27 protein-coding genes are annotated in these 26,275 nt (G+C 65.2%); 8 read left to right on the top strand and 19 right to left on the bottom strand.

Annotation, left to right across the window (positions count from 1 at the left end; translation table 11 throughout):
* Position 1: 1 nt before the first annotated feature.
* From QOH60_RS16415 to QOH60_RS16385, 7 genes are all read right to left on the bottom strand, one after another.
* Entirely contained in the window at positions 2 to 928 is a 927-nt protein-coding gene (locus QOH60_RS16415) for a metallophosphoesterase family protein (protein ID WP_526422209.1), read from the bottom strand.
* Positions 925 to 1,290, bottom strand: a complete 366-nt coding sequence (locus QOH60_RS16410; protein ID WP_526422207.1) for a cupredoxin domain-containing protein — start codon at positions 1,288 to 1,290, stop codon at positions 925 to 927. Before QOH60_RS16410 ends, QOH60_RS16415 begins: the two co-directional genes overlap by 4 nt.
* A gap of 168 nt (positions 1,291 to 1,458) precedes the next feature.
* Positions 1,459 to 2,190 (bottom strand): Rieske (2Fe-2S) protein, encoded by a 732-nt coding sequence (locus QOH60_RS16405; protein WP_526422205.1) that lies wholly within the window; start codon positions 2,188 to 2,190, stop codon positions 1,459 to 1,461.
* Complete coding sequence (locus tag QOH60_RS16400) at positions 2,187 to 2,726, bottom strand: RNA polymerase sigma factor (RefSeq protein WP_526422289.1); 540 nt, start codon at positions 2,724 to 2,726, stop codon at positions 2,187 to 2,189. Before QOH60_RS16400 ends, QOH60_RS16405 begins: the two co-directional genes overlap by 4 nt.
* Before the next feature lie 160 nt (positions 2,727 to 2,886).
* On the bottom strand, positions 2,887 to 5,727 hold the full coding sequence (locus QOH60_RS16395; protein ID WP_526422287.1) for an MMPL/RND family transporter: 2,841 nt from the start codon (positions 5,725 to 5,727) through the stop codon (positions 2,887 to 2,889).
* Positions 5,728 to 5,831: 104 nt separating this feature from the next.
* On the bottom strand, positions 5,832 to 6,272 hold the full coding sequence (locus QOH60_RS16390) for an MmpS family transport accessory protein (protein WP_526422203.1): 441 nt from the start codon (positions 6,270 to 6,272) through the stop codon (positions 5,832 to 5,834).
* Positions 6,269 to 6,772: a MarR family winged helix-turn-helix transcriptional regulator gene (locus QOH60_RS16385; RefSeq protein ID WP_526422201.1), complete on the bottom strand. Its 504-nt coding sequence runs from the start codon at positions 6,770 to 6,772 to the stop codon at positions 6,269 to 6,271. The genes QOH60_RS16390 and QOH60_RS16385 overlap by 4 nt, the downstream gene beginning before the upstream one ends.
* A 119-nt stretch (positions 6,773 to 6,891) precedes the next feature.
* On the opposite strand from QOH60_RS16385, the gene QOH60_RS16380 reads away from it, so the two are divergent.
* From QOH60_RS16380 to mmsB, 3 genes are read left to right on the top strand one after another with little or no spacing between them, the layout of a single operon-like run.
* A complete protein-coding gene (locus QOH60_RS16380) occupies positions 6,892 to 8,409 on the top strand; it encodes a CoA-acylating methylmalonate-semialdehyde dehydrogenase (RefSeq protein ID WP_526422199.1) in 1,518 nt (505 codons plus the stop codon).
* Positions 8,410 to 8,422: 13 nt separating this feature from the next.
* A complete protein-coding gene (locus QOH60_RS16375; protein WP_526422197.1) occupies positions 8,423 to 9,583 on the top strand; it encodes an acyl-CoA dehydrogenase family protein in 1,161 nt (386 codons plus the stop codon).
* A complete protein-coding gene (gene mmsB, locus QOH60_RS16370) occupies positions 9,580 to 10,455 on the top strand; it encodes a 3-hydroxyisobutyrate dehydrogenase (protein WP_526422195.1) in 876 nt (291 codons plus the stop codon). Before QOH60_RS16375 ends, mmsB begins: the two co-directional genes overlap by 4 nt.
* A 21-nt stretch (positions 10,456 to 10,476) precedes the next feature.
* Here mmsB and QOH60_RS16365 read toward each other — a convergent pair whose 3' ends face one another.
* Entirely contained in the window at positions 10,477 to 11,313 is an 837-nt protein-coding gene (locus QOH60_RS16365; RefSeq protein ID WP_526422193.1) for a hypothetical protein, read from the bottom strand.
* A 496-nt stretch (positions 11,314 to 11,809) separates the two neighbouring features.
* Positions 11,810 to 12,340 carry an HAD family hydrolase gene (locus tag QOH60_RS16360; RefSeq protein ID WP_526422191.1) on the bottom strand — a complete coding sequence of 177 codons (531 nt, stop codon included), beginning with the start codon at positions 12,338 to 12,340 and terminating at the stop codon, positions 11,810 to 11,812.
* Between the two features lie 126 nt (positions 12,341 to 12,466).
* On the opposite strand from QOH60_RS16360, the gene QOH60_RS16355 reads away from it, so the two are divergent.
* Together QOH60_RS16355 and QOH60_RS16350 are read left to right on the top strand one after the other, a co-directional pair.
* Positions 12,467 to 13,129: a response regulator transcription factor gene (locus QOH60_RS16355; RefSeq protein WP_526422189.1), complete on the top strand. Its 663-nt coding sequence runs from the start codon at positions 12,467 to 12,469 to the stop codon at positions 13,127 to 13,129.
* Positions 13,126 to 14,331, top strand: a complete 1,206-nt coding sequence (locus tag QOH60_RS16350; RefSeq protein WP_526422187.1) for a GAF domain-containing sensor histidine kinase — start codon at positions 13,126 to 13,128, stop codon at positions 14,329 to 14,331. Before QOH60_RS16355 ends, QOH60_RS16350 begins: the two co-directional genes overlap by 4 nt.
* A gap of 70 nt (positions 14,332 to 14,401) precedes the next feature.
* On the opposite strand, the gene QOH60_RS16345 is transcribed toward QOH60_RS16350, so the two are convergent.
* The 10 genes from QOH60_RS16345 to secY form a co-directional block, all read right to left on the bottom strand.
* Positions 14,402 to 14,890 (bottom strand): MarR family winged helix-turn-helix transcriptional regulator, encoded by a 489-nt coding sequence (locus QOH60_RS16345; protein WP_526422185.1) that lies wholly within the window; start codon positions 14,888 to 14,890, stop codon positions 14,402 to 14,404.
* A 134-nt stretch (positions 14,891 to 15,024) separates the two neighbouring features.
* The gene (locus QOH60_RS16340; RefSeq protein WP_526422183.1) at positions 15,025 to 16,059 is read right to left on the bottom strand and encodes a pyridoxal phosphate-dependent aminotransferase; all 1,035 of its coding nucleotides are present in this window, start codon (positions 16,057 to 16,059) and stop codon (positions 15,025 to 15,027) included.
* On the bottom strand, positions 16,056 to 17,075 hold the full coding sequence (locus QOH60_RS16335; protein WP_526422181.1) for a 3-oxoacyl-ACP synthase III family protein: 1,020 nt from the start codon (positions 17,073 to 17,075) through the stop codon (positions 16,056 to 16,058). Before QOH60_RS16335 ends, QOH60_RS16340 begins: the two co-directional genes overlap by 4 nt.
* A gap of 8 nt (positions 17,076 to 17,083) precedes the next feature.
* Positions 17,084 to 17,779: a DUF8713 domain-containing protein gene (locus QOH60_RS16330; protein ID WP_526422179.1), complete on the bottom strand. Its 696-nt coding sequence runs from the start codon at positions 17,777 to 17,779 to the stop codon at positions 17,084 to 17,086.
* The gene (locus QOH60_RS16325; protein WP_526422177.1) at positions 17,760 to 19,508 is read right to left on the bottom strand and encodes a thiamine pyrophosphate-binding protein; all 1,749 of its coding nucleotides are present in this window, start codon (positions 19,506 to 19,508) and stop codon (positions 17,760 to 17,762) included. Before QOH60_RS16325 ends, QOH60_RS16330 begins: the two co-directional genes overlap by 20 nt.
* A 90-nt stretch (positions 19,509 to 19,598) precedes the next feature.
* On the bottom strand, positions 19,599 to 20,378 hold the full coding sequence (locus QOH60_RS16320) for an anti-sigma factor family protein (RefSeq protein ID WP_526422175.1): 780 nt from the start codon (positions 20,376 to 20,378) through the stop codon (positions 19,599 to 19,601).
* Positions 20,375 to 20,893 carry an RNA polymerase sigma factor gene (locus tag QOH60_RS16315; RefSeq protein WP_526422173.1) on the bottom strand — a complete coding sequence of 173 codons (519 nt, stop codon included), beginning with the start codon at positions 20,891 to 20,893 and terminating at the stop codon, positions 20,375 to 20,377. The genes QOH60_RS16320 and QOH60_RS16315 overlap by 4 nt, the downstream gene beginning before the upstream one ends.
* A 59-nt stretch (positions 20,894 to 20,952) precedes the next feature.
* Positions 20,953 to 21,753, bottom strand: coding sequence for a type I methionyl aminopeptidase (gene map, locus QOH60_RS16310; protein WP_526422171.1), 801 nt, complete (start codon positions 21,751 to 21,753; stop codon positions 20,953 to 20,955).
* A complete protein-coding gene (locus QOH60_RS16305; RefSeq protein WP_526422169.1) occupies positions 21,750 to 22,295 on the bottom strand; it encodes an adenylate kinase in 546 nt (181 codons plus the stop codon). The genes map and QOH60_RS16305 overlap by 4 nt, the downstream gene beginning before the upstream one ends.
* Positions 22,292 to 23,623: a preprotein translocase subunit SecY gene (gene secY, locus QOH60_RS16300; protein WP_526422167.1), complete on the bottom strand. Its 1,332-nt coding sequence runs from the start codon at positions 23,621 to 23,623 to the stop codon at positions 22,292 to 22,294. The genes QOH60_RS16305 and secY overlap by 4 nt, the downstream gene beginning before the upstream one ends.
* A gap of 272 nt (positions 23,624 to 23,895) precedes the next feature.
* Here secY and QOH60_RS16295 point away from each other — a divergent pair, with 272 nt between their 5' ends.
* The 3 genes from QOH60_RS16295 to QOH60_RS16285 all read left to right on the top strand — a co-directional run.
* Positions 23,896 to 24,846, top strand: a complete 951-nt coding sequence (locus QOH60_RS16295; RefSeq protein ID WP_526422165.1) for an SAM-dependent methyltransferase — start codon at positions 23,896 to 23,898, stop codon at positions 24,844 to 24,846.
* Positions 24,843 to 25,751: a class I SAM-dependent methyltransferase gene (locus QOH60_RS16290; protein WP_526422163.1), complete on the top strand. Its 909-nt coding sequence runs from the start codon at positions 24,843 to 24,845 to the stop codon at positions 25,749 to 25,751. Before QOH60_RS16295 ends, QOH60_RS16290 begins: the two co-directional genes overlap by 4 nt.
* 9 nt (positions 25,752 to 25,760) lie before the next feature.
* The coding region (locus QOH60_RS16285) for an SAM-dependent methyltransferase (protein WP_526422161.1) at positions 25,761 to 26,275 on the top strand (515 nt) is incomplete at its 3' end.

The following is a 26,275-nucleotide window of genomic DNA, read 5'->3' as shown; positions in this document are numbered from 1 at the left end:
TTCATTGCAGCGTCTCCTCTTTCAGCGCCAGGGCCTGATGGCCTTTGGTGTAGCTCACTTCGCGGATGCCAAGCGCGTCGTGCAGCTGTCCCGCGGGCAGTGTGAGCGGCTTCGGCGCGGGACCGTCGCCGGGATGCGGCAGTGGATACGCGGTGGTGGTGCCGCTGTAGAACGTCACGTTGCCCTCTGTCTTGGAAAACAGCTGATGCACATGACCGTTCAGACACGTCACTGATGCGAAGCGCTTGAGGTAGCTGAGCGCCTGCGCAGAGTCATCGGTGCCCCATCCCCAATCCGGGTACATCGCGAACAGCGGGATATGGCTGAACACAATGATCGGGGTGTCGCTGGACAACCCCGCGACGTCCTTTTCGATGAACTCGAGTTGGTCTGTGCCCAAGTGCCCCAGCTTCTTCAGGTTCAACGTGTTGACCAGTGCGATCACGTGCACGCTCGCGATGTCGAAGCTGTACCAGCCGTCGCCGCGGGTCCCCGCGCCGAACGCCTGCAGGTACTTCTGCCCTCCGTCGTCGACGGAGTCGTGCTCACCCGGGACGGTGAAGATGTGCGGAGTGCTCAGACCACTGAGCATCTGCTTCACCTGATCGAACTGGTCGGGAGTGGCCAGATGGGTGAGATCTCCGGTGTGGATCACGAAATCGGGTGTATAGCCGAGGCTGTTGACTTGATTGATCGCGTGGTTGAACGAGCCGGCGACGTCGGGGTTCGCCGTTCCTTTGAAGCCGATGTGGCTGTCGCTGACCTGAACGAAGCGAAGCGCAGGTTTTGCGGGATGGTTTGCTGCAGAAGCGCTTCCCGCGACATGCGAGATCACTTCGCCGCCCACCACCGCAAGGCCCACGGCCGCGCCGAACCAGGCGCTGTGACGGATCATCTGACGACGGGACATTCCCTGCTGCTCGGTCATGGCGTCACCACCACGGAGCCGCGCATGAACGGGTGGATCGAGCAGATGTAGTCGTAAGTGCCCGGCTTGGAGAACGTGAAGCTGTAGGTGCCTTGCGCATCGAGACCGGGCGAATGGAACGAGCCGTCGTTGGCCGCGACGGTGTGCGGCTCTTCGTCGTGGTTCGTCCACGTGACCGCACTGCCGATATGTACCGTCAGCGTGGCCGGGGTGAACGCGAAGTTGTCGATAGAGACCGCGTTACCGGCCACCGGTGCGGCCGGCCCGGTCGACGAACCGCTGGTGGGCATCGGCGGCATCGAACTCATCCCGGGCATGCCCGTCATCCCAGGTGTGACAGTGACGCCCGAGCCGAAGTTCACCGACGGACTGGCTTGGGGCGATGAGGAAGGCTGTGAAGAAGGCGAAGTGCATGCGGCGAGAACGAGGGCTGTCGCCGCCGTGAGCGCGGGTACGCGCCACGCGGACGCGAGGAGCGAAGAGTTCCATTTGGTAAGCACACCGATAGATACGGCGGCGGGTTACAGCCCTCAGGTTGACTGATCCGACTTGGGTGCTAGCACCTCGATCACCCCGTTGGCCTCGCGAACCTGCAACGCGGGCAACGGCTTCGGGGAAATCGGCAGCTGGTGGGTCAGCACCTGGCCGGTCGGCGAGAACGACGTCGAGTGGCACGGGCAGCGCAGCCGGTCGTCCGGGGCGTCGAACCACAGCCTGCAGCCCTGGTGCGTGCACACTCCCGACACTGCCTCCGGCTTGCCGTCGACGCGGCGGACGAAACCGACCACCGAGCCGAGGTCGAACGGGTGCATGCCGTGCTCGGTGACGTCAGCGCTGGCCGCCACTCGTTGCCAGATTCCGTCGGTGGGCGTCAGCTCGGCGTCGGCGACGTTATCCGTCTGGTTCTCGTCGCGCATGATGACCCGGTCCGCGGCCACTGCCACGACCGCCGCGGCCGCCGCCGCCGACGTGCCGACAATGACCTGCCGACGGGTAGCCGACGGCAGGCGCGTCACGTTCGGCGCGGGCTCGCCGGGCCCGTCGACTTGTTCGGAAAGTCGCTTCTGCAAATCGGCGAGGAACTCGGGGCGAGGCGCGTCAGCTCCGGGCTGGGCCGCCTGCAGGTCGATCGCCGTGCGGATCTGCGCGGCTTCGAAATCATCTGGACGAAACGATCGCGGCCGCCGGCCCCGCAGCAGGTCGTCGATGTACCTGCGCAACTCACCGTGGCTCTCTCGCTCCTCGCGTTCGCGGGCGTTCATGAGCCGTCCTTCTCGTTCAACTGTGCCGCCAATCGCAGCGCCCGGTGTTGCAACACCTTGGCGTTCGCGACGCTAACACCCATTTCGGCAGCGGACTCCTTGATCGAACTCCCCTGCAGGAATCGCAGTTCCAGAATCCGTCGGTACTGGTCCGGCAGCGCGTCGAGCAGTTCCGCGACGCGCTCGGGCGCATCGCTGATCGATTCTTCGCTCTCCGGCGGTGCCGCGATGTCGTCCTCAATCGTCGTGATTTCGCGTCCGAGCGTCGCGCGCCAGTGCGCGGCAAGCACCGTCCGTGCCGTCGCCCGCAGGTACGCGCGTACCTCACCCATGCTGACCGTCAGCCGCAGCGGCCGCAGCGCCGCGAGGAACACCTCCGCGGTCAGGTCCTCGGCATCGGCCTGGTTGCCCACCCGCGCGTAGATCGTCCGGTAAACCCACACGGCGTTGTCCTGGTAGACCGCCTCCCAGTTCGGGTAGCGATCACCAGACACCGCCCGCAAGGATCGCGGACGCTCCGGGTCGCTTTGTGCGATCACGTCAAGGCGCCTGCCTGTCGCATCGGGCGGCGGAAAGATCCCACCGCGTCTGCCTACCTATAGTCGGCCGGGTTACAGCGGCAGCAAAAGTCGATTAGTCGACTTCCCAGGAATCTCCCAGAAACATAATGCCGCGAATACATCGCGTCATCGGAAATTAGCGCTGCGCTGGCAGGGCCACTGTGTCGGCGTCGTCAGTCGCTGGCCGCGGACGACGGCGCATGTTGTCGATGCCGCGGGGATATACCACCAGTGGCCACCAGAACCACCGGCCCAACAGCGTCGCGATCGACGGCATCAGCAGCGAGCGCACAATCAACGTGTCGAGCAGCAGCCCGATCGCGATCGTCGAGCCCATCTGCGCGAGCACCACCAGATTGCTGCCGAGCATCGCCGCCATCGTGAACGCGAACACCATGCCGGCCGACGTCACCACGCCTCCGGTGCCCGCGATCGAGCGGATGATCCCGGTCTTCAGCCCGGCGTGGATCTCCTCTTTGAACCGCGATACCAGCAGCAGGTTGTAGTCGGAGCCGACGGCCAGCAGGATGATGACGGACATCAACATCACGAGCCATTGGATCTTGATGCCGAAAAGGTCCTGCCAGATCAGCACCGAGAGCCCGAAAGACGCGGCGATCGAGCTGGCCGCTGTGCCGACGATGACGAGTGCGGCGACCACACTGCGGATGAGGATCAGCATGATCATGAAAATCAGTGTGAGCGAGGCGATCACCGCGATCATCAAGTCGTACTTGGCGCCGTCGTGCATGTCCTTGTACGTGGCCGCCGTCCCGCCGAGAAAGACCTTGGCGTTGGACAGCGACGACATCTTGAGACCTTCCTGCGCGGCCTTGCGCTCGGAGTCGACGCGCGCGATCCCCTCCGGCGTCGCCGGGTCGCCTTCGTGGGTGATGAAGAACCGCGACGACTTGCCGTCGGGCGACAGGAACATCTTCAAGCCGGTCTGAAAGTCCGGATTCTGGAAGGCTTCTGGGGGTAGGTAGAACAGATCGCCGTTCTTGGCGGTGTCGAAACTCTGACCCATGACGATCGCGGTGTCGTTCATCGCCTCCATTTGATCGGTCGTGGCCTTCATGGTGCTGTACGACATCAGCGATAACGCCTTGGTGGACTTCATCGTCTGAATCATCGGGGGTATCAGCGCCAGCGTCTGGGGCATGAGCCTGTCGGTGGTGTCCAGATCGGCGGCCACCGCTTCCAGCGTGTCCGCCAACTTGTCGATGCCGTCCAGCGATTCGAACAGCGACCTCAGCGCCCAGCACATCGGGATGTCGAAGCAGTGCGGCTCCCAGTAGAAGTAGTTGCGCACCGGTCGAAACTGATCGTCGAAATCCGCTATGTGATCGCGCAATTCGTTCGTCGTGTCGATCATGTCGTGGGTCTTGGCCGTCATGTCGTGTGTGGTGTCGACGAGCTGCTTCATGATTTCGTACATCTGCTGCATGGTGTCGATCTGAAACTGCATCTCGTCGGCCATCTTCAGCATGTCGGCCTCGCGGTCCTTCATGAACGGAAGACCCTGATTCTGCACCTGGCCCGACACGCTGGTCTGGAACGGAATCGAGCTGTGCTGGATCGGGATTCCCAGAGGCCGGGTGATGTCCTGGGCCATCGCGATGCCTTCGACGTTCAGTATGTTTCTGGCCACTTTGTCCAGCACCAGCATGTCGGCGGGATTGCGCATGTCATGATCGGCTTCGACCATCAGGATGTCGGGGTTCATCCGGGCCTGGCTGAAGTGCCGGTCTGCGGCTGCGAAACCGATGTTGACGGGGGCCGACTCCGGTAGGTAGTACCGGTCGTTGTAGGCCGTGACGTAGCCCGGCAGTCCGAGCATACCGAGGAGAACGACCGCGAGGCTGGTCACGAAGATCGGTGCGGGCCAACGGACCACGGCAGTGCCGATGCGTCGCCAGAACCGCTCGCGTTTGGCCCGCTTGGACTCGTAGAGCCCGATCTTGCTGCCCATGACCAGAACCGCCGGCCCGAGAGTGACCGACGACAGAACCACCACGATCATGCCGATCGCTACCGGCGCACCCATGGTCGTGAAGTACGGTAAGCGGGCGAGGCTCAGGCAGTAGGTTGCGCCCGCGATCGTCAGACCCGAACCCACGATGACCGGAGCCACAGACCGAAATGTCGTGTAGTAAGCGCTGATCCGGTCTTCACCGATGCCGGCAGGGCCGCGCGCCTCTTTGTAGCGACCGAACAGGAAGATGCCGTAGTCGGTGGCGGCCGCGATCGCGAGCATCGTGAGGATGTTGCCCGCGAACGTCGTGAGCCCGAACGCGCCATGCTCCGCCAGCACGGAGATCACGCCCCTGGCCGCAAGCAATGCGATGAACGTCAGGAAGAGCTGAATGAGCGTCGTACGGATCGACCGGTAGACGATGAGCAGCATGAGGGCGATCGCACCGAGGGTGAAAAGTGTTATCTTTCCTAGGCTTTCATTGCCGATCACGTGCAAGTCGTTGGTGAGGGCGGCGGGACCGGTCACGTGGGCTTTCACGCCCGGCGGTGCCGGGGTGTTGTCCACGATCGTGCGGACTCTCTGTACCGATGTGTTGGCAAGCGTCTGCCCCTGCTCACCTGCGAGGTTCAGCATCACGTATGCGGCCTTGCCGTCGGCGCTTTGCGCGCCCGCGGCCGTCAACCGGTCACCCCAGAAGTTCTGGATGTGCTGAATGTGCTCGGGATCCCGCTCGAGCTGGCTGATGATGCTGTCGTAGTAGTGGTGCGCGTCATCGCCGAGCGGTTGCTGGCCCTCGACGACGATCATCACCGTGCTGTTGGTGTTGAACTCGCCGAAGTTGGCGCCCATGCGCTTCATCGCGACCATCGACGGCGCGTCTTCGGGGGCCATCGGCGCCGCGTGCTCCTCGCCGACCACTTCAAGCTGCGGGGCAACGAAATTCACCGCGACGGTGAACACGATCCAGAACACCAGGATCGGCAGCGCAAGTATTCGCATGGCGTGAGCGAAAAAGGGCCGCTTCTGCGCAACGGCCGGCGGTGACGGCGGCGGGGGTGGTGGCGGCGGCGCCGGTGGCGGCGGGGGCGGGGCGGCGGCGTGCGTCATGCGGACTTCACCAGGCAGTAGGTCTGCGCGCCGACGCTCTCGGCACGTCTTTCGTCTCGGACGGTGCCGTCCACGGTGATGCGGCAACCGATCTCGTCACTGTCCCCCTGCACCATGATGTTGGCGCTGACGGCGGGCAACGTCGTCGAGATCGTCGTGGACCACGGCAGCGGCGCGGCGTTTACATTGTGGAGGTTGGCGTCGGCGTCGAAATAGCTGATCTGCGCGGTGGTCCCGGCAGGACCGTACACGTCGTAGACCACGACCTTCGGGTTGAACTGAACGATCTCAATTCCCGCGCCCGCGTGGGCATTCAGATCTTCTGAAGCGAACACCTTGTGCAGCCGGGTGACCAGCAACGCCGAAACGGCGAACACCACCACGAGCACGAGGGGTATCCACACCCGTCTTGCCGTACGGCCGATCGAGAGTTTCATTGCGCCGCCTTTGCGACGTCACCAGTGGGGGCGCAATCACCCGCCGTCGAGTCGGCGTTCGCGATCATGCGACGGATGATGGGCAATGCCACTTCGGCCGAAAGCCACAGTGCGAGTTGATCTTCGGCCGACAGGGCGTCCAGTAACGATGTCAGCCGTTCTCGGCGCGCTCGTGTGCGTGATTGCAGCAGCGCCTGCCCGGCCTCGGTAATCGCAACGAGCGCGACTCGGCCATCGTCAGGATCGGCCAGCCTGGTCACTAGATCCTGGCGTTCCAGCCTCTGGATCAGCTGCGTCATCGACGGCTGGCTGAGCCCTTCTTGGGCGGCCAGCACAGTCAAGCGGGATGGGCCGCCGCGGTTGAGCCTGTTCAGCACGAATCCGGCCGATGCGCCCAGGCCCGTGCGCTCCATCAGGAAACGCAGCGTGAGGTCCGTCGCTTCATCCAGGCTTTCGCCGATGCGCTCATCGCCCTGATGCTCTGGCGCGCGCTGAACCACAAAGGAGATATATCACTCAGGCTATATAGATGCAATAAATAGTGGGCCCCTTGCGGACCCCAGCAGACATTTACTAGGATGTCCTAGTAATCTCCTTCCGCCGATTCACCGGGGCTCTCATGACCACACAGATTTCGCATTTCATCGACGGCCAGCGCACGAGCGGCCAGTCGCAGCGCACCGCCGACGTCTACAACCCCAGCACCGGGCAGGTGCAGGCACAGGTGCCCATGGCTTCGGCCGCCGACGTCGACGCCGCGGTGGCGGTGGCTGTCGAGGCGCAGAAAGAGTGGGCGGCGTGGAACCCACAGCGCCGCGCCCGCGTGATGATGAAGTTCATCGACCTCGTCAACGAGAACGTCGACGAGCTGGCTGAGCTGATGTCGCTCGAGCATGGAAAGACCGTCGCCGACGCCCGCGGCGACATCCAGCGCGGCATCGAGGTCATCGAGTTCGCGGTCGGCATTCCGCACTTGCTCAAGGGCGAGTACACCGAGGGCGCCGGTGGCGGCATCGACGTCTACTCCCTGCGCCAGCCGCTCGGTGTTGTCGCCGGCATCACCCCGTTCAACTTCCCCGCGATGATTCCCCTATGGAAGGCCGGCCCCGCCCTGGCGTGTGGAAATGCGTTCATACTCAAGCCTTCTGAGCGTGATCCGTCGGTACCGGTGCGGCTCGCGGAGCTCTTCATCGATGCCGGACTGCCCAAGGGCGTGTTCCAGGTGGTGCAGGGCGACAAGGAGGCCGTCGACGCGATCCTGGCTCATCCTCAGATCCAGGCGGTCGGGTTCGTCGGTAGCTCCGACATCGCGCACTACATCTACTCCACCGCCGCCGCCAACGGGAAACGCGCGCAGTGCTTTGGCGGCGCGAAGAACCACATGGTCGTGATGCCTGATGCCGATCTCGATCAGGCGGTCGACGCGCTCATTGGCGCCGGCTACGGCAGCGCCGGCGAGAGGTGCATGGCCATCTCCGTTGCCGTTCCCGTCGGCGAGCAGACCGCGGAACGCCTGCGCGCCAGGCTGATCGACAAGGTCAACAACCTGCGCGTCGGCCACAGCCTGGATCCGAAGGCCGACTACGGCCCGCTGGTCTCCGAGGCCGCGCTGGCACGGGTCAAGGATTACATCCAGCAGGGCATCGACGCGGGCGCCGAGGCGGTGATCGACGGTCGCGAACGCACCAGTGACGACCTGCAATTCGGCGACGCGAGCCTTGAAGAGGGCTACTTCATCGGCCCCACACTGTTCGACCACGTCACCCCGGACATGTCGATCTACACCGACGAGATATTCGGCCCAGTGCTGTGCATTGTGCGTGCCGAGGATTACGAAGAAGCGCTGCGGCTGCCGAGCGAACACGAATACGGCAACGGCGTGGCGGTGTTCACCCGCGACGGCGACACCGCGCGCGACTTCGTGTCCCGCGTGCAGGTCGGCATGGTCGGCGTCAACGTGCCGATCCCGGTGCCCGTCGCCTACCACACGTTCGGCGGCTGGAAGCGTTCCGGCTTCGGCGATCTCAACCAGCACGGGCCCGCGTCGATTCAGTTCTACACCAAGGTGAAGACGGTGACGCAGCGGTGGCCGGCGGGCACGCACGGGGCCGAATTCGTCATCCCGACGATGAAATAGGCACGGCGGACTGATGTTCCGGCTCGACGACGACGAGCGCGTCATCACGGAGACGGCCGCCGCGTTCGCTGCGAAGCGGCTTGCGCCGCATGCATTGGAGTGGGATGCCGCGCATCACTTCCCGGTCGATGCGCTGCGCGAGGCCGCCGAATTGGGCATCGCGGCCATCTACTGCAGCGAAGAGGTCGGCGGCAGCGGGCTGCGGCGGCTGGACGCGGTGCGGATCTTCGAGCAGCTGGCGATAGCGGATCCCACGACGGCGGCGTTCCTGTCGATCCACAACATGTGTGCGTGGATGGTGGACCGCTACGGCACCCTCGAGCAGCGCAAGGCGTGGATACCCCGGCTGGCGTCGATGGAGGCCGTAGCCAGCTATTGCCTCACCGAGCCGTCCGCCGGGTCCGATGCGGCGGCGCTGCGTACCAAAGCGGTGCGCGACGGCTCGGATTATGTGCTCGACGGGGTCAAGCAGTTCATCTCCGGGGCCGGGTCCTCGGACGTGTACGTCGTGATGGCCCGCACCGGTTCCGAGGGTCCACGGGGCATCTCGGCGTTCGTCGTCGAAGACGGTTCTCCCGGACTCAGTTTCGGGGCTCAGGAGGAGAAGATGGGCTGGCACGCCCAGCCGACCGCACAGGTGATCATGGAAGGCGTACGTGTCCCCGCGGACGCGATGCTCGGCGGCGCCGACGGCGAGGGCGCGGGCTTCGGCATTGCGATGAACGGGCTCAACGGCGGCCGGATCAACATTGCGGCGTGCTCGCTGGGCGGAGCGCAGGCCGCCTACGACAAAGCGGTCGAGTACGTCCGCGACCGCGAGGCGTTCGGCGGCAGCCTGCTCGACGAGCCGACGATCCGGTTCACCCTGGCCGATATGGCGACCGCGCTGGAATCGTCGCGAATGATGTTGTGGCGGGCGGCATCCGCACTCGACGATGACGATCCGGACAAGGTCGAGCTCTGCGCGATGGCCAAACTTCACGTCACGGACGCGTGCTATGACGTCGCCGACCGCGCATTGCAGCTGCACGGCGGCTACGGTTACCTGCGCGAGTACGGGCTCGAGAAGATCGTCCGCGACTTGCGTGTGCACCGGATCCTCGAGGGAACCAACGAGATCATGCGGGTGGTGATCGGTCGCGCGGAGGCCACTCGCGTCAAGGAGAAACAATGAGCACGATCGCGTTCCTTGGCCTCGGCAACATGGGCGGGCCGATGGCCGCGAACCTCGTCGCGGCCGGCCAGACGGTCCACGGCTTCGATCCAATGCCGGCGTTGAAGTCGGCGGCCGCCGACAAGGGCGCGACGATGTTCGACACCGGCGCCGAAGCCGCCTCGGATGCCGACGTGGTGATGACGTCGTTGCCCAATGGCGGCATCGTGAAAGCCTGCTACGCGGAGGTATTGGCTGCGGCGAAGCCGGGGACGCTGTTCATCGACACGTCAACGATCTCCGTCGACGACGCCCGCACGATCAACGCGCAGGCGGCCGAGCACGGATTCGCGCAGCTCGACGCCCCGGTGTCGGGCGGGGTCAAAGGGGCCACGGCGGGCACGCTCGCATTCATGGTCGGCGGCGAGGCCGACGCCGTCGAGCGGGCTCGGCCAGTACTGGAACCGTTGGCGGGCAAGATCATTCACTGCGGCGCGTCGGGCACCGGACAGGCAGCCAAGCTGTGCAACAACATGCTGCTCGCGGTAGAGCAGATCGCGGTCGGCGAAGCGTTCGTGCTGGCCGAGAAGTTGGGCCTGTCCGCGCAGTCGCTGTTCGACGTGGTCACCGGCGCCACCGGGAACTGCTGGTCGGTGCACACGAATTGCCCTGTGCCGGGCCCGGTTCCGACATCGCCTGCGAACAACGACTTCAAGCCGGGCTTCGCGACCGCGCTGATGAACAAGGACCTCGGGCTGGCGATGGACGCCGTGAAGTCCAGCGGTTCGACCGCCCCACTGGGCAGCCACGCCGCGGAGATCTACGCGAAGTTCGCCGCCGATCACGCGGACAAGGACTTCAGCGCGGTGATCGAGATGCTGCGCGGCAGCTGACGTTCGACGGCTATCTCCCGGTTACGCGCTCCCAGTGGCGCGGCCGATCTGGACCGTCTGGCCGTCGAACGGAGCGGTGCACGCCGACACCAACTGCCAGGACTGGCCCGGAACCGGGGCTGGGAAGGTCAACGTCGTACTTCCCTTGGCAGCAAGACTGAAATCGCGGTGAACCGGTAAGCCCAGCCCATTGGCTTCTGTCGCATCGTAGGTGCACTGAGCTGACAGGTCCGAAGTGTTCCCGACGGTGACGTTGACCTGCAACCCTGCCTTCTTGACGTTCATCGTCACAGCGTTCGCCGGCGCAACCTTCTTCACGGGGCAGGTCGAACCGGCCGGAAGGGTGGAACCGTCCGAGCACTTGACTGGCGGCGGCGGTGGCGGCGGTGGCGGTGGAGGCGGTGGCGGAGGCGGAGGTGGTGGCGGAGCAGCCTTTTTCGCCGGCGCCGTGTATTTATAGTCATTCCAGGGGCCGCACCAGTCGTGCTCCCCTAGACCCCTATTCTTGCGGCAGCCCTGAGCCGAGATGGTTTCCGTCTTACCGGGCGATGTACTGACCCCTTGCCTGGCAGTCTGCCCATTGATGCATTTGAAGTCGTACTCGTGTTGGCTCTCATTGTTAGTTATCTGGCCGGCGACTGTGACGTGCACGGCATCAACGACGTAGTCGCCGTTCACGCGCGGGCAGCCGCCGATGATGCATGTCGCGTGGATATCGCTGTCCTGGTTACAGGTAATCGTGAGCCCATTGGGCAGGTTGTCCGCGACCGCGACCGGCAGCGACACCGTCAACGCCGCGACAGCCCCGGTTATTGCGCCTGCGATACCGAACGAAACGGCCATCTGTTTGCGAATCATCACTCACTCCCATGTTCGCGGACTGAGTGCTCGCCTACACGCGAACGGCCCTGAGTACGCATCGTCCCCCGACGATCAAGAAAATCAGTCAAGCACACCTACAGCGCCTACACAGGGTTTTCACGCAACCTTTAAATTAAATTCACTGGCCAATTCGGGCGGTAGCTGGACGCTCGCTTCAGCGCGGTGATCGACATGCTGCGCGGCACCTGACGTTCGACCCGGACACCTTATCTGCCCGCAAGCGTTCTCCGTCATCGCCGAAATTCACGTTTTGCAGAGGAAGTGCGAGTGGACGCCTGCAAAACGTGAATCTCTGTGCGATGCGGGAAGTTAAGCGTTCCCAGTGGCGCGGCCGATCTCGACAGTCTGACCTTCGAACTGCGCGTTTATCTGCCGCTAACAAATGAATTACGCCGACAATTATTAATTCGGTCCGGCAATACTCGCGAACTATTTGCGAACGAAAAGAATTGGCAGGACCGCTGACCGTACGTTAGGCGGCGACGCGCTTACGCGCGGTCCACCAGCGACGGTGCCTGCGCTGGCAACCCGCCGCGGTGCTGACGTCGTCGTCTTCGATGTAGTCGGTCGTCACCATCACCGCCGCCAATCCGGTCGCGGTAGCGGCATGCAGAGCGGCCCTGGATCCCACCACTGCCAAAGCTTCCTCGGCCGCGATGCCGAATTCCCACAGCGCCAACTCGTACAGGTCGGTGCGGTTGGTCGATTCGGCGTCGTCAGCAGTCACGATTGTCTCGACGAGACCGTCGCCGATCAGCTCCCGAACCAGCGGCTCGACGTCTTCCCTCGGCCTGCTGCTCACGACGCCGACCCACGCGCCAGCGACGAACAGGCTCATCACGAGATCGATAAGACCTGCTCGTGGGGCCAGATCGCCGTCGTCGTCGATGGCTGCGACCGCATCCAGATCGAAGATCACAGCTTTCAGGGGGTCGACCTCGGCCTCGCCGGGCGAGGTTCGGTCCCACCAGAACCTGCGCTGTGTCAGAGTGTGCCCCCGCATGGTCAAAGCATCCGGTAGGTCGCGACCTGGGGTCATCCCCCGATTGGGGGATGCGACGGGCTATTGGGGTATGCGCACTGCGCCTGGTTCAGCGTCGATAACCGAGCGCGGTTCTATGGTGATCGCATGACCGGCGCGAACCCCGTACGCATCGTGCTAGTCGACGACCACGAGATGGTGATCGAGGGTCTGAAAGCCATGCTGGCCGCATTCTCCGACCGGGTCAGCGTGGTCGGGCAGGCAGTGGGCGCTGAGCGCGCGATCGATGTGATCGGCGAGCTCGATCCGGACATCGTGCTGACCGACGTGCGCATGCAGGGGTCGAGCGGCCTTGATCTCTGCCAGACGCTGCGTGAGCGCGATCCGAGCCGCAAGGTCGTGATGCTGTCGGTGTACGACGACGAGCAGTACCTCTTCCAGGCGCTGAGGGTCGGCGCCTCGGGTTACCTGTTGAAGAGCATCAGCAGCGACGAGCTCGTCCGTCAGCTCGAGTTCGTCCAGGCTGGCGAGACCGCGATCGACCCCGGAATGGCCGCACGCGCCGTCGACACCGCGGCGCGCATCCAGCGCGACGAGTTCTGGCCCGGCGCCCGGCACGGACTCACTCAGCGGGAAAGCGAGATCCTGTCCTTGGTGGTCAACGGCCTGTCCAACCGCGGTATCGCGGCCAAGCTCGTGATCGGCGACGAGACCGTCAAGAGTCATCTGCGCTCGATCTACCGCAAGCTCGGCGTCAGTGACCGCACCACAGCGGCAGCGACCGCGTTGCGGGAAGGCATTTTCCAATGACGAAGCCCTATGGACGGCACGCGGTCAGGGATCTCGTCGACGCCGACCGCGAGCTCGCGCTGCTGCGTGAACTGATCCAGGCCGCGTCCAGCGGTCCGGGCGTCGAGCCGCTCGCGGCGGCCGCGGCGCGGATGATCACCGCGGCGACTGGCACCGACGTGTGTTTCGTGCACGTGCTCGACGACACGAACCGCTCACTCACACTGACCGGCGCGACCCCCCCGTTCGACCTTGAAGTCGGAAAGATCCGGCTGCCACTGGGTTCGGGCATCTCGGGCTGGGTGGCCAGTCATCGCGAGCCGGTGGTGATCACCCACAACAAGGAGTCCGACAAGCGCTACATGCCCTTCGAGTCACTGCGCGGCAGGGACTTCACGTCCATGGTGTCGGTGCCAATGGAGACCGATCCGGGTGGCCTCGTCGGCGTGCTCAACGTGCACACAGTCGAGCGCCGCGAGTTCACCGACGGCGACGTCGAGCTGCTGAGGGTCATCGGCCAGCTCATCGCGGGAGCGTTGCACCAGGCGCGGCTGCACCGCCAGTTGGTGGCCCGCGAGCGCGCGCACGAGAACTTCGTCGAGCAGGTGATCCAGGCGCAGGAGCTCGAGCGCCGCCGGCTGGCCGGGGATATCCACGACGGGATCTCGCAGCGGCTGATCACGTTGTCCTACCGGCTGGACGCGGCGCGACGCGGCGCCGATCCGAGTGCCGTTGCCGAGCAGCTGGAGAAGGCCAGCGAGCTCGTCGAGCTGACGCTGCGGGAGGCCCGCGCCGCGATCGGCGGATTGCGGCCGCCCGTGCTTGACGATCTCGGCCTGGCCGGCGGGCTCGCCAGCCTGGCGCGGTCGATCCCGCAGGTCGACGTCGAGGTGGAACTTGAGGAGACGCGGCTCGCCGACCACATCGAGATCGCGCTGTACCGGATCGCGCAGGAGTGCCTGCAGAACGTCGTCAAGCACGCCAACGCCACCAAGGCGCGGCTGTCGTTCGCGGTGGACGGCGATAAGGCGATGCTCCAAATCATCGACGACGGAGTGGGTTTCGACACATTCGAGCATCCGCTCGGCAGCGACGAGATGGGCGGCTACGGCCTGCTGTCGATGGCCGAACGCGCGGAGATCGTCGGCGGCCGCCTGCACATCCGGTCGCGTCCGGGCACCGGAACCGCCGTGACGGCGACGATCCCGCTGACGAGCCATTAGCCCCGCGAAATGGAATTCCATGTAGTAGATCCGCCGAGATCACTACATGGAATTCCATTTCGCGGGATCGCTAGAAGTCGCCGGAGTGCCGCCGCAGGGTCTCGATCGACTGGGCCAGCGCACGCGACTCCTCGGCCGAGATGCCGATATCGGCGAACACCTTCGCATTCAGCGTGGTCGTGGCGTCCTCGACGGTCGATCGCCCGAGGTCGGTGATCCGCACCAGCGTCGTGCGCCCGTCTGTCGGATGCGGCACCCGCTCGACGAGGCCGGACGCCTCGAGACGACGGATCGCGTGCGTGACGCTGGTGACGTGCACCTGAAGCCGATCGGACGCCTTCGTGATCGGCAACGCTCCGGTCCGACTGAATGCCAGCAGGCGCAGCAGCTCGAAGCGGGAGAAGCTCAGGTCGTAGGGCCGCAGCGCGTTCTCTACACGGGCGAGCAGGATCTGGTGTGCGCGCATCACCGACGTGACCGCCACCATCCCGTCGGCGACGTCACCCCACCCCGAGCGCTGCCAGTTGGCGCGGGCCTGCGCGATCGGGTCAGAGGGCACGCCTCTTCATACCGCACTCAGCCGCGGCGGCCCGGCTGTTGCGCGAGTTGCAGGGGGGAACGCCACCCCGCGAATCTGGATCCCCTGCGATGCGGTTCGGCGTGTCGTCGCCGTAGCTTCAGTTTCGCGCGAAGCTACGTCAACGCGGCGAGCACGGCGCGCGTCGACGCCCGGCTGCCGATCGTCACCCGCACTCCCCCGTCGGCGTAGTGGCGGGCCCGCACGCCGGCCGCGTCGAATGCTTCACGCCAGCTCTGGCCGGCGCGTGCCGGCAGGTACACGAAGTTGGCATGCGAATCCGTGTGGTAGATGCCCATCGACCGCAGTCGCCGCTGCAGGAACCGCCGCTCGTTCGTGACAAAGCGAATACGTTGCTGCAGTTGGGCTTCCGCGTCGTATGACGCCGCGACGGCGACGGCGCTGGTGATCCCGATCCCGAACGGCAGCTGCATCGTCCACAACGACTTCGCCAACTCCGGTGCCCCGAACCCGTATCCGATGCGCATCCCCGCCAGCCCGTACGCCTTGGAGAATGTCCGCAGCACAACCACATTCGGGTACCGCTGCACCACATCGATCGCGTTGAGCCGATGTTCCGGTGCGACGAACTCGATGTAGGCCTCGTCCAGCAGCACCACGGTGTCCGACGGCACGCGGCTCAAGAAATACTCCACGTCCTCGGCGGGCTCCAGGGTTCCAGTCGGGTTGTGCGGCCGGCACAGCACCACGACCTTCGCCGTGGCGGCCGCATCAGCGAGCGCGTCGAGGTCGTGGTGTCCGTGTTCGTCGAGCGGCACGCTCACCGAGATCAGCCGGGCCATCTGCGCAAAGATCGGGTATCCGTCGAATGTCGGCGACGTCAGCACGATCCGGTCGCCGGGGCTCGTCACGGCCCGCAGGACTTGCAGCGCCACACCCGTCGCGCCCGCGCCGATCACCACTTGCTCCTCGCTCACCCCGATCCGGCTGGCGATGAGGCCGCGCAACCGGTGCGGCAAGAACTCGGGGTAACGGTTCGCCGCTGCGACCGCTGCGACGAGCGCCGACTGTACGGCGGGTAGCGGCGCGAAAGGATTCTCGTTGAGAGACAGCGCAAACGGGTCCACGGCATCGGGCAGCGCCGCGACGTGCTCGGGCGTCGAGGGCTCGTAGTCGGGGAAGACGCTCACTCGCGACCGCCCCACCGCAGTGCCGCGGCACCGGCGAAGTCACCCGCGTGCGCGAAGCCGGCCATCATCACCACGTCGCCGGGCTTGACGCGCCCATCGGTGACCGCCCGGTCGAAGTTGACCGGAATGCCCGCGGCGAACAGGTTTCCGCACTCCTCGAACGTGTCGACGTGGCGATCCTGGGGCAGCTCGAGCGCGTCCCGCCAGTTCCTCAGAAACGCCCGGTTAGGCTGATTCGTAACGAGGAGGTCAAGCTCCTTGGGCTTCATGCCAATTCGGTCACACACCGCGTAGGAGACCTCGGGGACGAGCCTATTCCCTCTGGCCATCACCTTGGTGATCTTGCCTTCGGTGAAACCGACCGATCCTTCGCCAGGCCCGGCTGCCCAGTACTTGCGCGGGGGGTCGAACTGCACGCTCATGTCGGCGGCGTACTCCCCGAAGTTGCGGCACTCGATGTCGAGAATCGGTGACCGGTCTGACAGCGTCAGCAGCCCGACCGCGGCGCCGTCACCCGGCACTGCGGCTTGAGCCTTGCGCCGCACCGTTTCCTGGTCGAACACCTGCCCGGCCGTGTTCGATGCGAGAGCGATAAGCGCCGAACTGGCCGCGCCCGTCGTCAGCAGTTGGCGCGCCAGCTTCATCATCAGCACGAACACGGCACATCCGCCGTTGTGCAGGTCGAACACCCACTCTGGGCGCATACCAAGCCGATCGGCCAACCCGGTGCCGCAGCCGAAGACCGGAACGTCGGGCAACTGCGTATGTGTGATCAACACGTCGGCGCCGCTCACCGCCTCCTCGCCGTGACGGTCGATCAACCCCGCGGCGGCGCGCTCGATCATGTCGATCGCGCTCTCGTCCTTGCCGACGTGATGGCGGAACTTCGGCGCACGGAACATCACGTTGTCGCGCAAGTCATCCGACTCTGCGAACTGGGCGTAGTACTCGGCAGGCAAGGCCTCTCCGGGCAGATAGGTCGAAACGTCGATCAGGCTGACATTCGGCGCGCTCATTGTGGTGCTCATTTCATCCATTCCGGCTTGACCGGTAACCCGTTGTGGTGGCGATATTCGGCAATTGCCTTGAGGTTCTTCATCTCCAGCAGATGGCCGGGACCGAACATGTCCCAGAAATCGCCCACCCACACGGGGCGTTTAGGCGGTGCTGTCTCCGGATAGGGATTCTTGTCATAGAACGGGTGGTGGCAGTTGGTCCACAGCACCACCGAGCCTGGCTTGTCGAAGACGACTTTTGCGTCGACGACCCGCATCAGGTAAATCATCCACAGGTGTGCGCCCTGATCCCAGGCGCAGTGGTAGTCGACGGTCCGGGCCTCCGGATTGGCGACAGTCCGCGTGAAAATCGGGCTGCCCCTGTGGTTTTCGTTCGGTGCGCCAAGCTTGTCGTAGGCAATCCACAAGTCTGGCTCGCTGGTGGGCTCGAAGTCTCTGAGGCTGTAGGTCCACTCCTCGAGACTTCGGGTGTCCGCCAGGTAGTCGAACAACTCGTCGGGCGGGCAGTCGATGTAGTCGTTGACTGTGCAGTACTCGCCGAACACCGTGTCGTGGGGATACACCGACCGGAGCCCGTCCATGATGATCGGGGTGGCGCGTTCCTTCGGGGTCGTCTCGACGCGAATCAGGCCCTCGATCGGCTCGCTCACGCCGTGTTCTGCGATTCGGTGTGAGGTGATGTCCTCAAGTGCGGGCAGCGACATCGTGCGACTTCTCCTTCATATCGTTAATCAGTTGAGGTTTTGATGCTGACTTGCCGAGAAATGCTGCGAACGGCGGGATTTCGTCGGCGGCACACTCGATGCTCACCACCGACGGCCCATCGGCCGCCAGCGCCGCACCGAGCCCGTCGGCCAGCTCACTGATGTCGAACACGTCAACGGACCGCAGACCCGGGAACATCGCGGCCAGCCCGGCGCCCAGACTGCTCGGACCAAATCGGTTGTAGCTGTACAGGTCGTCGTAGAACAGCTGTTCGCGGGTCACGCACATCGCGTGCGCGTTGTTGTTGAACAAGACGAAGGTCACCGGCAGCCGGTACTGCAGCGCGGTGTGAATCTCCATGCCGTGCATGAAGAATGCGCCGTCGCCGGCGATGACGATCGTGCGGGATCGCGGTGCTGGTTGGCTCTTCGCGCGAGCGCTCATCGCGCCAAACGCCATCCCGAGCCCGGCGCCAAAGCTGTAGCCCATGCCGCCCATCCCGAGCGCGACCACGAACCGGCCGTCCCGGCGCGCGGGCAGATAGTGGATCGCCGACGCGCCGGTGTTGCCGGCGTCGACAACAATGTCCGTCCCGTCCGGCAGCACCGCGTCCAGCACGGCCATCGCGTCCCGGTAGCGCACGCCCGGTCCGTCGAAGCGGGGCGGCGACAGCTCGGTGAGGGTCAGTCGGTCCGGCACCCGAAGCCCGGCGGGCCTGCCGTTGCCGGACAGCGCGACGGCGAGCAGGCGCAACGAGCCACGGAGGTCGTTCGTGTGGACATGCGTGCACGGAATGTATGGCGCGGCGGACCCCAGCGATACCACGGGCACCGACGCCAACGCCTCGTCGAGGCCCGCGCGCGCCGTGACCGACAACCGCGTGCCGACGATCAGGCAGACGCCGCTGCCCGCCACCGCGTCCGCCACGCCGGGATGACCCATAACACCGGTTACGCCCAGCGCAGACGACGAGCCGTAGCCCGGCGTGCCCGCTACGTCTTTGGCGTCCGGCACCGTGGCGATCCGGGCCCGCAGCTGCGCACGCAGCGCTTCGAGTTCGTCGCGCGCGTCGTCGCGGGCCACCTGCTCACCCGCGATGATCGTCACTGGCCCGACCGCGCGGCGCAGGGCACGCGCGATCGTATGCGGATCGCCGATCTGGTTGTGCGACACAATCGCATCGGGTGCTGCCGGGACGTCGATCTCGGCCTGCTGAATGTCCTTCGGCAGCAATAGAACTGCCGGGCCACCAGACCGAGCGGCTGCGCACGCCCGGGCAAGGGCCGGCACGATGTCGGCGGGCGCCGAAACCCGTTGGCAGAAAACCGATACCGCAGAGAACAGCGCCTCGGCGTCCAGGGCGCCGTTGATACCGCTCATGTCCTGGAAACTTCCGCGCCCGTCGATCGCCGTGGGCGGCTGGCCAATCAGCGCGAGCACCGGCACCCGGCTGGCGTAGGCCTCGCCGAGCCCCGGCACCACGTTCAGCGCCCCACCGCCGGAAGTGGCAACGACAACGCCTAATCCGGCGCCGCTGCGGCTGTGGCCGTCGGCCATCGTCGCGGCGGAGAACTCGTGCTTGGCCAGTACGGCGGTGATATCGGGCCTGAAATGTGCGGCGTCGTAAATATCTTCGATGTTCGCGCCGTCGACGCCGAAGATGTGGGTGATCCCCATCGCGGCAAGCTGCTCGACGATGTGGTCGACCACCCGGTATTGCCTCGCCATTCACCCACCTGCCTCAAGTGCCTTCTACTAAAGACACGACCGGCGAGCAAATTCGGTTCACCGCATGGTGATTCGAAAGCGTGAGGAAGATTACAGCGCGCGTTGAAGCAGAACGTTTCCGTTATCAAGGGAAACCACCTGCACTGCGGCGATCTGCTCGATCGGCATCGACGTGCTACCTGCAGGTGACGCCGTGACTCCAGTCAACGCCACCCAGGTGGCCACCTGGGTCTCGCTTCCGTCGTGGCCGACGACGACCATGGCGACCTTGTCACCCGTCTCGTCCTCGTCCTTGCCGTCCGCGGTCTCGGGCCACACTCCGTACGTGCACGTCATCTCGATTTGGGTACCCCACGGGTGAGGACTGAGCGTGACGGTCGCGTTGAACGAGTTGGGCGTGACCCGTGTCATCGTTAGCGCCGTCGAGCTTGCCTGCGCCGTCGGCGGCGGAGTCGGTGTCACCGGAGCTGACTGCAGCGCGATGAACACGCCCACGCTCAGTACGACGGCCGCGGCTGCCGCCACGCTCAACGTCCACACCCGGGTGCGCCGACGACGCCACTTCACCTTGGTCAACATCGACGTCAGCAGTTCCGGGCGCAGGGGCGGCGGTGCGTCGTCGGCCTGCCCGGCGTCGATCGCCTCGACATCCTTGCGGTCGAGGCGGGACAACAACGCGGGCATGCCGCTGATCTCGGCAACAGCCTGCCGGCACGACTTGCACGTGCGCATGTGTGATTCGAATTCGTGTCGCTCGGCCGAGGACAACGAGCCCAGCACATAGGCGGCGTCCCACGTCGCGTATTCGTGGGCGTCGCGGCCGAGGCCCGAGTCGCGGCCAAAGGGCGTCACGCCTGACGGATTGCTCATCGCGTCACCCCCATTTCTTGCAGTGTCAGTCGCAGCGCGCGGATCGCGTAGTGCAGTCGGGACTTCACCGTGCCCTCGGCGATGTCGAGATCCGCCGCTATCTGGGCGGTCGACCACCCGAGATAGTAGGACCGCCGAATCACCGCACGGTGGTCGGCCGACAGCTGTGCCATCGCGTCGCCGATCAGCAACTTGTCGAGCGCGGAGTCCACCTCGTTGGGCTTGGTGTCCTCGGGAGCAACCTCGCTGAGGTCCTCGGTCCCGACCTCGTTGCGCCATCGTGCGCTGCGCCGTTCGTCAATGATCATGTTACGGGCGACGGTGAAGAGCCACGCACGCGCCGAGCGTTCGCCGTCGTCGACCGCCTCAGGGTGCTGCCATGCCCGCAGCAGCGTCTCCTGCACGACGTCCTCCGCGCGGGCTCGGTCCTGAGTGAGCCGCATGGCATAACGCCACAGAGCCGCAGCGTGCTCATCGAACAGCACCTTCATGAGTGCTGTCTCCGAAGCTTCCATCACCGACCTCCCGGTGGTGACACGTATCCGCCGCCACTCCGGTTCAGTGCAGCGACTCTTTAGCCTGCTGTCAGGACGCGCGGTCCGTCGTCAGTGGCAGCCACCGTGTGCTCCCAGTGTGCCGCACGCGAGCCGTCCGTGGTGACGACTGTCCACTTGTCATCCAGTACGGCGGTCTTCGACGTCCCCAGGGTCAGCATCGGCTCGATGGCCAACACCGATCCCGCCGCCAGGTAGGGCCCCCGGCCGGGCGGCCCCTCGTTCGGCAGAAACGGGTCCATGTGCATGCGGCGGCCGATGCCGTGGCCGCCGTAGCCCTCGACGATGCCGAATGACCGGTTGTAGCGCTCCTCAGCGGCGTGCGTGCCCTGCTCGATCGCGTGGGAGACGTCGGTGAGCCGATTACCGGGAACCATCGCCGCTATTCCCGCTTCCATGGACTCCCTCGTCGCCGCCGACAGCGCCTCGTCGACCGGGATCAGCTCTCCGACGCCGAACGTGACGGCGGCGTCGCCATGCCAACCGTCGATGATCGCGCCGCAGTCGATGGACACCAGGTCACCCTGCGCGATGACCTCCGTCGCCGATGGAATGCCATGCACGACACGGTCATTGACTGACGAGCAGATGGTCGCCGGGAAGCCGTGGTAGCCGAGGAACGACGGTGTGCCGTGCCCGTCGCGAATCACCGACTCGGCGACCTCGTCGAGCTCCTTGGTGGACACTCCCGCCTTCGCGGCGGCTTGGACCGCTCGCAGTGCGGCCGCCACCAGAGCCCCTGCTGCGGCCATCGCATCGAGTTCGGACGCCGTGCGCTGCCCCACCACTTTGCGGGTGCGCAGCCCGGGTAGGGCGATCACCGGCCGAGCGCGCGCAGCGCCCGGGCGAACACCTCGTCGGTGCTGCCCACGGCGTCGACCGGCTTCACGGTTCCGTCGTAGTACTCCAGCAGCGGAGCGGTCTCGTCGCGGTAGACGTTCATCCGGTTGCGGATGACGTCTTCGGTGTCGTCGGCGCGGCCGCGCTCTTTCAGGCGCTTGAACAGCTCGTCCTCGGACACCCGGAACTCCAGTACCGCGTCCAGCGTGAGATTGCGGGTTTCGAGCATGTGGGTCAGTGCCTCGGCCTGGGCGACCGAGCGGGGGTAGCCGTCGAGGATGAACCCGGCTGCGGCGTCGGGCTCATCCAGCCGCTTGTCCACGAGCGCGTTGGTGAGCTCCGACGGCACCAGGTCGCCGGCGTCCAGATAGCGCTTGGCTTCCAGGCCGAGCTCGGTGCCATCGGCGATATTGCTGCGGAACAGATCCCCGGTGGAGATCTGCGGGATTCCGAGCTTCTCCGAGAGCTTTTCGGCTTGCGTTCCTTTACCGGCGCCTGGCGGGCCGAGCAATACGACTCTCACTTCAGGAACCCTTCATAGTTTCGCTGCATGAGCTGGCTTTCGATCTGTTTGACCGTATCCAATCCCACACCAATCATGATCAGAACCGCTGTTCCGCCGAACGGCAAGTTCTGGGCGCCGCCAGAGGCGCCGAGCTCGAGGAAGAGGTTCGGCAGGACCGCGATCAGGCCGAGGTAGATCGACCCCGGCAGGGTGATCCTGCTCAGCACGTAACGCAGGTAGTCGGCGGTGGGTTTGCCCGGCCGGATGCCGGGAATGAAGCCGCCGAACTTCTTCATCTCGTCGGCGCGCTCGTCGGGATTGAACGTGATCGACACGTAGAAGTACGTGAAGAAGATGATCAGCCCGAAGTAGATCCCGATGTACACCAAGCTGCTCGGGTCCGTGAGGTAGGTGCTGACGAACTTGTCCCACCAGGTGCTGCCGGCTGGTTTGCTGCCGCGCACCAGCTGAGTGATCAGGTGCGGGATGTAGATCAGCGACGAGGCGAAGATGACGGGGATGACGCCGGCCTGGTTGACCTTCAGCGGCAGGTAGGTCGACGTGCCGCCGTACATGCGCCGGCCCACCATGCGCTTGGCGTACTGCACGGGGATACGGCGCTGGCCCTGCTCGACGAACACGACGCCGATGATGATCAGCAAGGCTGCGACGCACACCGCGGCGAAGATGGCGGGGCCGCTGGTGTCGTAGATGGTCTTGCCCTCGGCGGGGATGCGGGCGGCGATGCCGGCGAAGATCAGCAGCGACATGCCGTTGCCGATGCCGCGCTCGGTGATCAGCTCGCCCATCCACATCACCAGTGCGGCGCCGGCGGCCATCACGAGCACGATGAGCCCGAGGGTGAAGATGTTCAGCCCGTCGCTTTGGCCCTGGATGACGTCGAGCTTGCAGCCCTGCAGGAGGTTGCCGGTGTTGGCCAGCGCAACGATGCTGGTGGCCTGCAGGATGGCCAGGGCGATCGCCAGGTACCGGGTGTACTGGGTCATCTTCGCTTGGCCCGCTTGACCCTCTTTGCGCAACTGCTCGAAGCGCGGGATGACGACGGTGAGCAGCTGGACGATGATGCTAGCGGTGATGTAGGGCATGACGCCGACCGCGAACACCGACAGCTGCAGCAGCGCACCCCCGGAGAACAGGTTGATCAGCGAGTAGATCTGCGCGTTGTCGCTGCTGATGTTCGAGATGCACTTGTCGACGTTCGCGTAGTTCACGCCGGGGGACGGCAGCGTCGCGCCGACGCGGTAGAGGATCACCATCCCTAGCGTGAACAGGATCTTGCTTCGCAGGTCGGCCGTCCGCAACGACGAGATGAAAGCCGAGAGCACTCTTCCTCCTGCGCAGCCGGACATCGACGGCATGCAATGGGGCTGGCGGGACCAGCGCGGGTTTAGTCTTAATTACGTCGTACCGACCCGCCCCAGACATGGTTTTGTCTAGCCGGAGGTCAGGCGACAAACAGTCTACGAGAGTAGCAGTTGGTGTCGACGCCACCTCCCGTTTGCGGGCCTCCGCAAGGCTTCGGGCGTCCAGTCTCACGGCGTACAGTTACATCAACTAAGTAATACATTCGCGACGATGCTTCGCCTAAGGAGCGACGATGGCCCGCACCGACAACGACACCTGGGATCTGGCGTCAAGCGTCGGCATCACCGCAACGATGGTCGCGGCCGCCAGGGCGGCGGCGACGCGCAAGGACGACGCGCTGATCAGCGACCCGTTCGCCGAGCCGCTGGTCGAGGCGGTGGGGGTCGAACCACTCACCAAGCTCGCCAGCGGGGAGATCGACTTCGCGACGCTGGCCGATGAAGCCGACTCCGACGACGACGACGCTGCAGGCGCAGCGCTGCGGTTCGCCGACGCCATGGCCGTGCGCACAAAATTCTTCGACGACTTCTTCGCCGACGCGACAGCCGCCGGCATCCGTCAGGCGGTGATCCTGGCGTCGGGTCTGGACGTCCGCGCGTATCGACTGCCGTGGCCGGACGGCACCGTTGTGTTCGAGATAGACCAGCCGGCCGTGATCGAGTTCAAGACCACGAAGATGGCGGAATTGGGCGCACATCCGGCAGCGGAGCACCGCAACGTCGCGGTCGATCTGCGTGAGGACTGGCCCGCTGCGCTGCGCGATGCCGGCTTTGACCCCGGCAAGCCGTCGGCGTGGATCGCCGAAGGCCTGCTGGGCTACCTGCCGCCGGAGGCTCAGGACCGGCTGCTCGACAACATCACCGCCCTGAGCGTGCCGGGCAGCCGCTTCGCTTGCGAAACCGCCAGCAACCCAGGCCAATTCAGTCCTGAGGAGATCAGGGAGCGGATGCAGACCGCATCGGATCGCTGGGCCCACCACGGCTTCGACATCGATTTTGTGAACCTGGTCTACATCGGCGAGCGCACCCCGGTTCCTGACTACCTCGCCGACCACGGCTGGCAGACGCACGGCTCGACGGCGCGGGAGCTGTTCGTCCGGTACGGATTGGAGCCACCGCCGGACAGCCCGTCGACCTGGGGCGAGATGCTGTATCTGACCGGAGTGCTGGGAAATGGGCGATGACGCGGACTGACGACGACAGCTGGGATCTCGCGTCCAGTGTCGGCGCGACGGCCACGATGGTGGCCTCAGCGCGCGCGATGGCGAGCAGCGAACAGGATCCGTTGATCAGCGATCCGTTCGCCGAGCCGCTGGTTCGGGCCGTCGGCATCGAGTTCTTCACCCGGCTCCTCGACGGCGAGATCCCTGTCAGTGGATCGGACAGCCCGCAATTCACCCCGGCGGGGGTGATCGCCATGATCGCCATACGAACAAAATTCTTCGACGACTTCTTCGTCACTGCTGCTGCGGCCGGCATCCGGCAGGCCGTCATTCTGGCCTCCGGTCTGGATTCGCGCGCGTACCGGCTGCCGTGGCCAGACGGCATGGTCGTCTTCGAGATCGACCAGCAGGCGGTCATCGACTTCAAGACCAGCACGCTGGCATCACTCGGGACCCAGCCCGGTGCCGAGCACCGGCCGATCGCGGTGGATCTGCGCGATGATTGGCCGGCGGCGTTGCGCGCCAACGGTTTCGACACAAACACGCCGACCGCCTGGAGCGCCGAGGGCCTGCTCGCGTATCTACCGCCCGAGGCGCAGGACCGCCTCTTCGACGAAATCACGGCGCTGTCCGCGCCCGGAAGCCGCATCGGCACCGAATATCACCCGGACGGTCCCACGGCGATTGCAGAGCGCCAACGAGAAATGGCCAAGCAGTGGAAAGAGCGCGGCTTCGACCTAGACCTCTCCGATCTGATGTACCACGGCGAACGCAATGCACCGACCGATTACCTGGCCGCGCGGGGCTGGCAGGTGTCAACGCAGACCAGAGCGGAGCTGTTCGCCGAACACGGCCTGGAGCTGCCCACCGACGACGACACCTCGGCACTGCGAAAGGCACTCGCCGTGACCGCTATCAAAGGCTGAGAAGGCATCATGCCCAGAACTGACAACGACACATGGGATTTGGCGTCCAGTGTCGGAGCCACTGCGACCATGGTCGCCGGCCAGCGGGTCCTCGCTAACCGTGAGGGGCTGATCGACGACCCCTACGCCGAACCTCTGGTGCGCGCGGTCGGCCTTGACTTCTTCAACCGGATCCTCGACGGAGAGATCGACCTGTCCAGCGTGGACCCGGCGTTCAATGTCCGCCGCGGAGCCGAAGGGTCAGCGGTCCGCGCACGGCACTTCGACCGGATGTTTACCGATGGAGCAGCCGCGGGTGTGCGTCAGGCCGTGATCCTGGCATCCGGGTTGGACGCCCGCGCGTACCGTCTGCCGTGGCCGGACGGCACTGTCGTATACGAACTCGATCAACCCGCGGTCATCGAGTTCAAGACGAAGACGCTCGCCGACCTGGGTCTCAAGCCCGCCGCAACGCGCCGGACTGTCGGCATCGACCTGCGCGAGTATTGGCCACAGGCGCTGCTGGACAACGGCTTTGACAAGAC

Source organism: Mycobacterium sp., assembly GCF_032159765.1.
GTDB lineage: Bacteria > Actinomycetota > Actinomycetes > Mycobacteriales > Mycobacteriaceae > Mycobacterium.
This window is presented reverse-complemented; position numbering and strand designations above follow the sequence as displayed.